The following is an 11,238-nucleotide window of genomic DNA, read 5'->3' on the forward strand; positions in this document are numbered from 1 at the left end:
CTGTCGGCGGCGATCGGCGTGGTGGACCGCCCGGCGTCGGACTGGCCGGTGGTGGACCTGCTGCGGGCGGCGGACTCGACGGTGCGGCGGGCGAAGTCGCTGGGCGCCCGGCAGTGGCTGCCGTACGACCGGGCGGAGGAGGCGCGGTCGCGGGAGCTGCTGGGCCGGGCGGCGCGGTTGCCGCGCGCGCTGGCGGCGGACGAGGTCGAGGTGGAGTACCAGCCGGTGGTGGACCTGGCGACGGGCGAGCGGACCGGCCTGCTGGCGCGGGTGCGCTGGGACGGGCTGGGGCACGAGGAGTGCGCGGAGCTGGCGGAGCTGGGCGGCTCGTCGCCCGCGCTGGGCCTGTGGGCGCTGGAGCGGGCGGCGCGGGAGGCGGCGACCTGGGCGGGCTCGGTGCCGCTGCACGTGGAGCTGTCGCCCGCGCTGACCGCGGACCCGGACCTGGTGGCGTCGGTGTCGCGGGTGCTGGCGGAGACCGGGCTGGCGCCGGGCGGGCTGAGGCTGCGGCTGCACACGCGGGCGGCGCTGGTGGCGGAGGACGACAACGCGCAGGTGCTGCGGGACAACGGCGTGACGACCGGGCTGTGGGCGTTCAACGGCGGCCAGGCGGAGCTGTCCCTGGTGGACGCGCTGGAGGTGGACGCGCTGGTGTTCGAGCCCGCCGCGGCGCGCCGGTTGTCCGGGCAGGCGGTGGAGGGGCTGCTGCACCGGGCGATGGACGGGTTGGCTGCGGTGGTGCGGGCGGCGGGGGTGGAGATCGTGGCGCCGTGCGTGGACTCGGCGCAGGACCTGGAGTGGTGGCGGGGCGCGGGCGCGACGAGCGGGTTCGGCGAGCTGTTCGGCGGGCCGGTGGCGGGGTACGAGCTGTGAGCGGGGGCGGCCCGGCGCGCGAGGGGCGACGCGCCCGGTGGCACGTCCGGCGACCCCGTCAGAGCAGCGCCCGCGTGGGCGCGTGCCTGACCTCGCCGTCGTGGGTGAGGCAGCAGCCGCCGATCACCTCGTCCGCCAGGTCGGGCGCGATCCGGCCGCCGGAGACCATCATCAGCAGCAGGTTGGCCACGTTGCGGGCGTAGAGCCTGCTGGCGTGCACGGGCATCGTGCTGGGCAGGTTCCTCGCCCCGTGCACGAGCACGTCGCCGACCACGACCTCCTCCCCCGCGACCGAGCAGGCGCAGTTGCCGCCGCTCTCGGCGGCCAGGTCGACCACCACCGATCCGGGCGCCATGGCCTTGAGCATCTCGGCGGTGACCAGCACCGGCGCGCGCCTGCCCGGCACGGCGGCGGTGGTGATGACGACGTCGGAGGCCGCGACCCGGTCGGCGAGCAGCTCCCGCTGCCGCCCCAGGAACTCCTCGGACCGCTCGTCGGCGTAGACCCCGCCCTGCCCCTCGAGGCCCAGCTCCAGGAACCGCGCGCCCAGACTGCGCACCTCCTCGGCGGCGGCCGAGCGCACGTCGTAGGCCTCCACGACCGCCCCGAGCCGCCGGGCGGTGGCGATGGCCTGCAAGCCCGCCACGCCCGCCCCGAGCACCAGCACCCGCGCGGGCGGCACGGTCCCGGCGGCGGTGGTGAACATGGGCAGGAACCGGGGCAGCCGCTGGGCGGCCAGCAGCACCGCCCGGTAGCCGGCCACGAGCGCCTGCGAGGACAGCGCGTCCGCGGGCTGGGCGCGGGTGACGCGCGGCAGCAGGTCGAGGCTGAACGCGGTGACGCCGCGCTCAGCGAGCACCCGCACCAGGTCCAGCTCGGCGGCGGGCGGCAGGAAGCTGACGGTGACGTCCCCCGGCCGCAGCCGCCCGGCCTGCTCGACGTCCAGCGGTTGGACGGAGGCGACGACCTCGGCGGACCCCGCCGGGTGCTCGGGGACGACCACGGCCCCCACCGAGCGGTACTCCTCGTCGCGGGTGTGCGCCCCCGCGCCCGCGCCGCTCTGCACCAGCGCGCCGAGCCCCGCGGCGATCAGCGGGGCGACCGTCTCCGGCAGCCCGGCGACCCGGCGTTCGGCGGGCCGCGACTCGGCGGGGATTCCCACTCTCACCCGATCACCGTAGGGCGCGCGCGGTGACCGGGACCACACCCCGGACCGGAACGCGCGTCCGGTTCACCGAACCGGAGCAGCGGGGCCCGCGCGGACGGTCAGTGGATCACCGGGCACACCCCGGCCGTGTCACCGGGGAAGAAGTTCGGCAGCAGCTCGTCCTTGGAGTAGTACCGGTGGAAGACGCTGGTCAGCCCGCTCGACATGGGCGGGACGATCCACGTCCAGTCCGCCGGGACCTGCCGCCCGACCGCCTCCTCCTTGGCCACGTGGGTGAGGAACCGGTCCGACTCGGTGTGGTGGTCGGCGATCCGGACACCGGCCTGCTCGAACGACCACAGGACGGCCCGGTTCAGCTCGACCAGCACCCGGTCCTGCCACTTCGTGCGCACCGACGAGGTGTCCAGGCCCATCCGCTTGGCCAGGTAGGGCAGCAGGTCGTAGCGGTCCTTGTCGGCGTAGTTGCGGGCGCCGATCTCGGTGCCCATGTACCACCCGTTGAACGGCGAGGCCGGGTAGTCGACCCCGCCGATCCGCAGCCGCATGTTGCTGATGGCGGGCACGGCGTGCCAGCGCAGCCCGAGCGCCCGGAACCAGGGCAGCTCGGGGTGCTTCATCGGCACCTCCAGCACGGCCTCGGGCGGCAGCTCCAGCAGGTGCGGCTCGGCGTCCTCGCGGGAGACGATCACCGGCAGCACGTCGAACGGCCCCCGGTGCGACGGCGGCTTCCAGCCCATCGCGACGGCCTCGGCGGTGAGCCCCACGTTGAGCCGGTCCCCGAGCACCCCTCCGTCGGCCCCGAGGTACCCGGCGTACCGGACGAGCTGGTCGTTGTGGATGCGCGGCCCCGGCCTGCCCGGCTCGTCGGGGGCGAAGACGGTGAGCACGGGCCGGATCCGGCCGCCGTTGCCCGCGAGCTTGAGGTGCTCGACGCACTCGTCGGCGACCGCCTTGGGGTCGCGCAGGTCGCGCAGGTCGCGGACCTTGAGGCTGCGCCAGTAGAGCCTGCCGATGCACCGGGCGCTGTTGCGCCAGGCCACGCGGGCGCCGAAGACCAGCTCCTCGTGGGTGTGCCGGTAGGTGCCGGTGGCGGCGACCTCGGCGTGCACCTCGGCGAGCCGGGAGTCGACGCTGCCCGCCTCGGGGTGCTCCGAGTGGTGCAGGCGGACGAAGTCCTCGGCTTCGGCGAGGTCGACCGACGGCGCGGGAGGCGCGCCGAGCGGCCTGGCCTCTGCCGGGCACAGGGGGACGGAGGTCATGGCGGGACACCGTAGTTGCACTTCCGGGGGCGGTGCACCGCCGTGCCGGGCACTGGGGGACAACGTCACTGCACAACCACCACCACACCCAGCGCTCTTGATCGCGCGAAAGGGTGACTAGTCCTGGGAAAACGAGTGATATTCGATTGTTGGTAAAGCAATACAGGTCGCCCGACGGTGATTTAGCTCACGCTCATTGTTTCCACGGTCGAGTGAGCGGCCTACCAAGACCATCTTCCAGGTGACGGCGACACCCGTCCAGAGTGATCCGTTCGGTCTACGAACTCCAGTCGACATCGCCCGATCGGGCGTAGGGGTGGGCGGGATCGTCACCCGGGGGCCGCCGAGCGGTCGCCGCGCCGGTGCGGGACGCCCGGACCGGCGGCGCGATCAATGATCATCCGGCGGGCGCGCGGCGCGCATTTCCCCGATCCCTCCCCCAATTCCGCGACTTCCCCCTTGCGCGCGCGACGCGGTCGTGCACGGGGGGCGCGACGGGTCGCGGGCCCGGTCACCGGGAATCGGATCGGCGCAGGTCACACGTCCGGCGCAACTTTCTTCACAGTTTCATGAATGTTCTGTAGCTTGCGAAGAGGTCTTCCGATCGCATGGGGAGAGGTCCGCGATGACCGAGACGATCCACCCCGAGCTGCCCACCACCAGGCAGCGCCCGTTCGACCCGCCCGCGCGCCTGGGGGAGCTGCGCGCCGAGGCCCCGATCACCCCGCTCGGCTTCCCGGACGGCCACGACGGCTGGCTCGTCACCGGCCACGACCTGGCCCGCGCCGTGCTCGCCGACCTGCGGTTCAGCAACCGCGCCGAGCTCAAGCACGCGCCCGTCCGGATGGGCGGGCAGGTCATCCCGCAGCAGCCGCCCGCGCCGCCCGGCCTGTTCATCGCCACCGACCCGCCCGTCCACAGCCGCTACCGCAGGCTGCTGACCGGCCAGTTCACCGTCCGCAGGATGAACCAGCTGACCCCGAGGGTCGAGCGCATCGTCGCCGACCAGCTCGCCGAGGCGCGGGCCCAGGGCTCGCCGGTCGACCTGGTGCCGCACTTCGCGCTGCCCGTCCCGTCGCTGGTGATCTGCGAGCTGCTGGGCGTCCCCTACGCCGAGCGGGCCTCGTTCCAGCGCGACACCGCCGTCGGGCTGCGGATGACCAGCACCCTCGACGAGGCGATGGCCGCCGTCGAGCGCATCCGCGAGTACGTGCGCGAGCTGGTCGACCGGAAGAAGGCCGAGCCGACCGACGACATGCTCAGCGGGCTGGTAGCCACCGGCGAGCTGACCGACGAGGAGAGCGCCAACATCGGGCTGATGCTGCTCATCGCCGGGCACGAGACCACCGCGAACATGCTGGGCCTGGGCGCGTACGCGCTGCTGCGCAACCCTGGGCAGCTGGCCGCGCTGCGCGCCGAGCCCGAGCTGGTGGACGGCGCCGTCGAGGAGCTGATGCGCTACCTGTCGATCATCCAGTTCGGCACCACCAGGGTCGCGCTGGAGGACGTGGAGCTGGCGGGCGCGCGGGTGCGCGCGGGTCAGACGGTGGTGATCTCGCTCCCGGCCGCCAACCGGGACCCGGAGCGGTTCGAGCGGCCCGACGAGCTGGACGTGCGCAGGCGCGCGGGCGGGCACCTGGGGTTCGGGCACGGCGTGCACCAGTGCCTGGGCCAGCAGCTCGCGCGGGTGGAGATGCGGGCCGGGCTGGCCGGGCTGCTGCGCGAGTTCCCCGACCTGCGGCTGGCGGCGCCCGAGGTGCCGATGCGCACCGACATGGGCATCTACGGGGTGCACGCGCTGCCGGTGGAGTTCTCGGCGTGAGGCGCGCCCGCTGACGGCGCGCCCGCTGACAGCGCGGGGGCCGCTCCCGCTCCGGGAACGGCCCCCGCGCTCCCGCCGCCGCCTCGGCGGCCCGGCCCTCGCCCATCCCGGCGACGCCCGCCAGGACCTCCCGGCTCACCGCGTCGGCGCGCCCGGTGCGCTGGATCGACTGCCAGCGCAGCGGGACGCCGTGCGCGGCGGTCACCAGCGACTGCACCACCACCAGGTAGGTCAGCTGCCGGTAGGCGAGTTGCTGGAGCGGGAACGCCCACAGCGGGCGCAGCGACTCGCCGTCCAGCCGCAGCGCGCACCCGGCGCTCGCGGTCTGCAGCGCCAGGAACGCCAGCCAGATCGGCAGCGCGGCCGGGGCGTCCGCCACGAGCGCGCCGTAGAGCACGTACACGTCCATCACCGGCGCCAGCAGCGGCAGCAGCAGGTGGAACAGCAGCAGGTACAGCAGCCCCAACCGCCCCATGCGGCCCTGCTCGCGCACCGCGACCCGGTGCTTCCACATGGCCTGGAACGTGCCGTAGGACCACCGGTAGCGCTGCCGGTACAGCGACCGCAGCCCCGCCGGGACCTCGGTCCACGCCCGCGCGCCCGGCTCGTACACCACCCGCCAGCCCGCGCGGGTGATCGCCATGGTCACGTCGGTGTCCTCGGCGAGCGTGTCCGAGCTGACCCCGCCGACCTCCACCAGCGCCTCCCGGCGGAACGCGCCGACCGCGCCGGGGATCGTGGGCAGGCAGCGCCAGGCGTTGAGGATCTGCCGGTCCAGGTTCGAGCCCGAGGTGTACTCCAGGTGCTGCCAGCGGCCGAGCAGCCCGCGCCGGTTGGCGACCTTGACGTTGCCGGACACCGCGCCGACGCCGGGCGCGGTCAGCGGGGCGACGAGCGCGGCCAGCGTGCCCGGCTCGAAGATCGTGTCGCCGTCGACCAGGACGAGCGCGTCGTGCCCGGCCAGCGCCACCCCGGTGTTGAGCGCCTCCGCCTTGCCGCCGTTCTCCCGCGTGACCACCCGGACGCCGGGCAGCTCCAGCGCGCGCACCACGTCGGCGGTGCCGTCCGCGGAGCCGTCGTCGACCACGACCACCTCGACCGGGGCCGGGTAGTCCGAGGCCACCAGCGAGCGGACGGCGGCGGTGATGGTGACGGCCTCGTTGTAGGCGGGCACCACCACCGACACCGGCGGCAGCGGTCCGGGCGGCGCGTCGGGCAGCTCGCGGTGCAGCCTGCGCGCGGTGTGCGCGAGGCCGAGCTGCACGAGCACCCGCAGCACCGCCAGCGCCGCGACCGCGCCGATGACCACGTCCAGCAGCAGCACCAGCAGGTCGCCGTTGCGCTGCGCCCAGGCCAGGGCGTGCGCGGTGGCCAGCTCGACCCGGTCGGCGGGCGCGTGCGGCGGCGGTCCCCCGACCGCCTCGGTGCGGGTGGTGAACCGGTAGTGCGGCAGCAGCCTCCGCAGCTCCTCGACCGCGCCGGGCGTGCTGCTGGTGTCGTGCAGCCGCAGCACCGCGCCCGCCCCGTCCGCGGGCGCGCCCGCCTCCGCGATCGCCTTCACGTCCTGCACCTCCAGGTCCGGCGACCAGGTGTCCCGCTCGGCCAGCCCGCTGCGCACGCCCGCCGCCGCGATCAGCGCGCTCCGCGCGAACGCCCCGTCCAGCAGGCGCAGCTCACCCGGCCGGAACGACTCGACCCCGACCTCGTGGCCCTCCGCGACCATGCGCAGCACCAGGTCCGGGTTCTCGTTGACCCGCGCCCCGACCAGGTGGAACGTCGCCTTCGCGCCCGTGCGGGCCAGCGCGTCCAGCAACCTGGGCGTCCAGCGCGGGTGCGGCCCGCCGTGCACCACGAGCGCGAGCGTGCGCTCGGGGACCGGTGGGTCGGTGACCCGGATCGGCGCGTCCCGGTGCGCGGGCAGCGAGATGGCGTGGGCGTGGAAGCTCAGCGCCCCCGTCAGCAGCGCCAGCAGCACCCCCAGCGAGACCCAGTGCGCCTTCACCCCCCGCTTCACAACTGCCCCAGGACGGTGGTCGCCAGCAGCGCGGCGACCACCACCAGCCCCAGCGCGAGCGCCGAGCCGGCCACCCGCATCAGCCCCGTCCGCCACCCCGTCCGGTCGACGAAGACCTTGCCCTCCACCACAACCCCCCAGCCCGCGCGAAGCGGATCAACACGACCAGCAGGGCCGCGCCCACCGCCGCCGCGGCCTGTGGGAAGGCGCGGACCAGCGAGGAGGCGACGAGCCCGGTGATCTCCCCCGGTGACGTGCCGCGCACCGCGGCGACGACGGCGACGTCCGCGACGAGCAGCACCGGCGGGGCGGGCACGACGGCCCACAGCCCGATCGGCCGCACCAGCGCGGCGGCCGTCCCCGCTCCCCCGATCAACAGGACGGCGAGGACCCACCCCGGTTGCTCGCCGTCGAGCCCGATCCCGGCCGCGGTGAACACCGCGAGCACGGCGACCGCGGCGAGGCTGGGCAACTGCGCCAGCTCTCGGCTGTCCGGAACAACCACTTCTCCCCCTGGGCGTCTGGAAGTGCGCAATCGCTTGCACACAGGGGGACGCGGTGCCGAGGGAGACGTTGTTCGCGATCACCAGGCTGGTCTGGGCGCTGCTGGGGGCGGCGCTCCTGGTGGTGTCCGGGATCGCCTGGACCACCTACCAGGAGATCGACACGGGGGTGCGGCGGTCGCAGGCCGTCGCGGGCGGGGCGGAGGAGCCTGCGGAGTGGGTGAACGTGCTGCTGATCGGCCTGACCACGCGGCGCGACCTGGACGGCGGGGCGCCGTCGGACGAGGTGCTCGCCCGGATGCACGCGGGGGACGTGGACCGGGGCGGGTACAACGCGAACACGATGATCCTGCTGCGGGTGCCGCTGGCGGGCGGGGCGGCGACCGGCTACTCGCTGCCGCGCGACAACGAGGGCGAGCTGCTCGGGATTCCGGGCGGGCCGCAGCGCGGGAAGATCAAGGAGGCGTACGGGCGGGCCAAGGACGCGCGCGAGCGCGAGCTGGTCGCCGAGGGGGTGCGGGACGCGGCCGAGCTGGAGTGGCTGGGGCGCGAGGCCGGGCGGCGGGCGCAGGTGGAGACGGTGAGCGCGTTCCTGGACGTGCCGGTGCACCAGCTGGCCGAGCTGAGCCTGGTGGGGTTCTACGAGCTGGCGCAGGCGCTCGGCGGGATCGACGTGTGCCTGAACAGCGCGACGAAGGACGAGTACTCGGGCGCGGACTTCCCGGCCGGTCCGCAGCGGCTGGACGCGGCGCAGGCGCTGGCGTTCGTGCGGCAGCGGCACGGGCTGCCGAACAGCGACCTGGACCGCACCCGCAGGCAGCAGGCGTTCCTGACCGCCGTGCTGGCGCGGGTGCGGGAGCAGGGTCTGACCGCGCTCGGGCCCGCCGGGGAGGTCGCGCGGCGGACGGTGGTGCTGTCGGAGGGGTGGGACGTGCTGGAGGTGCTGGGGAAGGCGCCGGGGTTCGCGTTCAGCACGCTGCCGATCGGGTCGCCGGAGGCGGTGCGCGCGGCGATGCGGCAGGCGCAGGCGGGCGGGGCGGTGGCGGCGGCTGCCCAGGGCGGCGTCCCCGGGGTGGACTAGGGCCTGCGGCGGGCGGGGTCGCGGGGGCGTCCCCCCGCGACCGCGCTACTTCCCGGTGAAGTCGACGAGCGCGGCGAGGTCGTCCGCGCCGCGCCCGTCCGCCACGGCGCGCCCGAGCAGCTCGGCGGTGCGCTCCAGCACCCCGGACGCCAGGCCGCGCTCGTGGTACGCCTCGACCAGGTGGGTGGCGGCGGCGAGCTGCATGTCCAGCCGGGCCTCGCCGGAGCGGTGGTCGCCGGAGTCGACCCGCTCGGCGAGGTCGGGCATCATCGAGCGCACCACGTCCAGCCAGGGCTCGGCCACCCGCAGCGCGTCGCGCGCCGGGACGCCGCCCTCCCGCAGCAGGGCGAGTGCCTCCAGGAAGCCGGTGAGCTGCCCGTACATGAGGGTGAGCAGGGCGGTGTCGTGCAGCGCGGCCAGCCCGTCGTCGGGCCCGAGGTGGGTGGTGGCGCCCAGCTCGGCGAGCCCGCCGGGCACCTCGTCGCCGCTGAGCAGCACGATGGCGTGCCCGACGCCGGGCGGGGTGGCCATGATCGCCCCGTCCGCGTAGCGCCCGCCGCGCCCGCGCACGAGCCGCCCCACCTCCCGCGCCTGCTCGGGCCCGCCGGTGCTGAGGTTGACCACGACCTTGCCGTCCAGGCGCGCCGGGAGGAGGCCGACCACCGCGTCGTACCCGGTGACGCAGACGACCACGACCTCGCTCCGCTCGACCGCCTCGGCCGAGGTGGCCGCCGTCCTGGTCCCGCCCGGCCCGGTCCTGCCGGACCGCGTCCACACCACCACGTCCCGCTCTCCCGAGGCGAGCGCGGTGGCCAGCGCCCAGCCCATCTGCCCGAGTCCGATGACCGCTGTCCTGATGACCGCTGTCCTGATGCCCGCTGTCCTGATGCCCGTCGACTTCCGCTCGTTCACGGGACCGATCCTGGGGCCGTCGCGCGGCTTGATCAATTACGCACTTGCGGGTGGGTGCGCACCCCGTGGTAAGTGGTGGTGGGTGAAGCGGCGGAGGCGGTACGAGTGCGGTCTGGACGTGGCGATCGACGTGGTGGACGGCAGGTGGAAGGCGTTGCTGCTGTGGGCGCTGGAGACGGGCCCGCACCGGTTCGGCGCGCTGCGCAGGATGCTGCCGCCGGTGACGGAGAAGGTGCTGGCGGAGCAGTTGCGGCAGATGGAGTCGGACGGGCTGGTGGCGCGCGAGGTGTTCCCGGAGGCGGTGCTGCGGGTGGAGTACTCGCTGACCGCGCGGGGCCGGTCGCTGAACGAGGCGCTGCGCCCGCTGGGCGAGTGGGGCGAGGCGAACCGGGCGCACGTGGAGGGCGTGCGCACGCCCTGAGGTCAGCGCCGACCGTTCTCCCGCTCCCCCACCAGGGCGGTCAGCTCGCCGATCTGCCCCCGGAGCCCCCGGATCTCCCGCACGACGGTCCGCAGCAGCACCAGGACGGCGTCCTCGGCGGGGGCCGACTCGGGCACGGCGGCGGGCGGGACGCGCCCGTGCAGCACGGCGTCGAGGTGCTCGGGGTGCCAGCCGAGCGCGGTGGAGATGGCCCGCAGCGTCCGGGGGCCGCGCCTGCGCGCGATCACCCCCTGCTGGATCTCCCGCAGGATCGCGGTGGAGACCCCGGCCTCGGCGGCCAGCTCCCCCTGCCGCACGGCGAGCGCGTCCATCCGCCGGTTGACGACGTCCGCGACCGCCCGCCAGTCCCCACCACCCACGTCCACCGCCCCAGCATCACCCTCACCCGCGCTCGTTCCCCGGCTTCCACGCCGCGGGTTCCTCCGTTCGAGCGAGCCGTTCTCGCGGGGTGGGCTCCCACTGGACGCGATAGCAGTACGCTCGTACTGTTAACGCTCATGTGGGACCCCGAGAAGTACCTCGCCTTCGCCGACCACCGCGCCCGCCCGTTCCACGAGCTGCTGGCCAGGGTCGGCGCCGAGTCGCCGCGCCGGGTGGTCGACCTGGGCTGCGGGCCCGGCAACCTCACCACCACCCTGGCCGAGCGCTGGCCCGGTGGCGTCGTCGAGGCGCTCGACTCGTCACCGGAGATGGTCGAGCAGGCCCGCGCGCGGGGCCTGGACGCGCGGGTGGCCGACGTGGCGGAGTGGAGGCCGGCCCCGGACGTCGGAGTCGTGGTCACGAACGCGGTGCTGCAGTGGGTGGACGGCCACCCGGACCTGCTGCGCCGCTGGGTCGGCGAGCTGACTTCGGGGGCGTGGCTGGCGATGCAGGTGCCGGGCAACTTCTCCGGCCCGTCGCACGAGCTGACCCGCGAGGTGGCCCAGGACTGGCCGGAGCTGCGGGGCGTGCTGCGGTCCGCCCCGGTGCTCGACCCGGTCGGGTACGCCGAGGTGCTCGCCGACGCGGGGGCCGAGGTCGACGCGTGGGAGAGCACCTACGCGCAGGTGCTCACCGGCGAGGACGCGGTGCTGGAGTGGATCGGCGGAACGGCGCTGCGGCCGGTCCGGGCGGCCCTGTCCGACGAGGCGTGGGCCGAGTACGTGGCGCGCCTGAGGCCGAGGC

General features: G+C 75.1%; 11 protein-coding genes and 1 pseudogene. 5 read left to right on the forward strand and 7 right to left on the reverse strand.

What is annotated here, in order from left to right:
• The coding region (locus ACTUAL_RS08290) for an EAL domain-containing protein (protein ID WP_440899835.1) at nt 1-873 on the forward strand (873 nt) is incomplete at its 5' end.
• Nucleotides 874-931: 58 nt separating this feature from the next.
• Here ACTUAL_RS08290 and ACTUAL_RS08295 read toward each other — a convergent pair.
• Nucleotides 932-2,041 (reverse strand): NAD(P) transhydrogenase subunit alpha, encoded by a 1,110-nt coding sequence (locus ACTUAL_RS08295; RefSeq protein WP_096491937.1) that lies wholly within the window; start codon nt 2,039-2,041, stop codon nt 932-934.
• A 98-nt stretch (nt 2,042-2,139) separates the two neighbouring features.
• Nucleotides 2,140-3,300 carry a nitric oxide synthase oxygenase gene (locus tag ACTUAL_RS08300; RefSeq protein ID WP_440899836.1) on the reverse strand — a complete coding sequence of 387 codons (1,161 nt, stop codon included), beginning with the start codon at nt 3,298-3,300 and terminating at the stop codon, nt 2,140-2,142.
• 625 nt (nt 3,301-3,925) lie between these two features.
• Here ACTUAL_RS08300 and ACTUAL_RS08305 point away from each other — a divergent pair.
• Nucleotides 3,926-5,122, forward strand: a complete 1,197-nt coding sequence (locus ACTUAL_RS08305; protein WP_440899837.1) for a cytochrome P450 — start codon at nt 3,926-3,928, stop codon at nt 5,120-5,122.
• A gap of 355 nt (nt 5,123-5,477) precedes the next feature.
• On the opposite strand, the pseudogene ACTUAL_RS08310 reads toward ACTUAL_RS08305, so the two are convergent.
• From ACTUAL_RS08310 to ACTUAL_RS08320, 3 genes and pseudogenes are all read right to left on the reverse strand, one after another.
• Nucleotides 5,478-7,136 (reverse strand): annotated as a pseudogene (locus tag ACTUAL_RS08310) (glycosyltransferase); the annotation flags it as partial.
• Nucleotides 7,133-7,264, reverse strand: coding sequence for a hypothetical protein (locus ACTUAL_RS08315; protein ID WP_256373800.1), 132 nt, complete (start codon nt 7,262-7,264; stop codon nt 7,133-7,135). The pseudogene ACTUAL_RS08310 and the gene ACTUAL_RS08315, both read right to left, overlap by 4 nt.
• A complete protein-coding gene (locus ACTUAL_RS08320) occupies nt 7,216-7,608 on the reverse strand; it encodes a DUF6542 domain-containing protein (protein ID WP_096491933.1) in 393 nt (130 codons plus the stop codon). The genes ACTUAL_RS08315 and ACTUAL_RS08320 overlap by 49 nt, the downstream gene beginning before the upstream one ends.
• A gap of 86 nt (nt 7,609-7,694) precedes the next feature.
• Between ACTUAL_RS08320 and ACTUAL_RS08325 the strand changes: the two genes are divergently transcribed.
• The gene (locus ACTUAL_RS08325) at nt 7,695-8,720 is read left to right on the forward strand and encodes an LCP family protein (RefSeq protein WP_440899838.1); all 1,026 of its coding nucleotides are present in this window, start codon (nt 7,695-7,697) and stop codon (nt 8,718-8,720) included.
• Nucleotides 8,721-8,765: 45 nt separating this feature from the next.
• On the opposite strand, the gene ACTUAL_RS08330 is transcribed toward ACTUAL_RS08325, so the two are convergent.
• Nucleotides 8,766-9,632 (reverse strand): NAD(P)-dependent oxidoreductase, encoded by an 867-nt coding sequence (locus ACTUAL_RS08330; RefSeq protein ID WP_440899839.1) that lies wholly within the window; start codon nt 9,630-9,632, stop codon nt 8,766-8,768.
• Nucleotides 9,633-9,714: 82 nt separating this feature from the next.
• Here ACTUAL_RS08330 and ACTUAL_RS08335 point away from each other — a divergent pair, with 82 nt between their 5' ends.
• A complete protein-coding gene (locus ACTUAL_RS08335) occupies nt 9,715-10,053 on the forward strand; it encodes a winged helix-turn-helix transcriptional regulator (RefSeq protein ID WP_440899840.1) in 339 nt (112 codons plus the stop codon).
• 2 nt (nt 10,054-10,055) lie between these two features.
• On the opposite strand, the gene ACTUAL_RS08340 is transcribed toward ACTUAL_RS08335, so the two are convergent.
• Entirely contained in the window at nt 10,056-10,439 is a 384-nt protein-coding gene (locus tag ACTUAL_RS08340) for a hypothetical protein (protein WP_096491930.1), read from the reverse strand.
• A gap of 132 nt (nt 10,440-10,571) precedes the next feature.
• Between ACTUAL_RS08340 and ACTUAL_RS08345 the strand changes: the two genes are divergently transcribed.
• The coding region (locus ACTUAL_RS08345) for a trans-aconitate 2-methyltransferase (RefSeq protein ID WP_440899841.1) at nt 10,572-11,238 on the forward strand (667 nt) is incomplete at its 3' end.

The organism is Actinosynnema sp. (genome assembly GCF_052038725.1).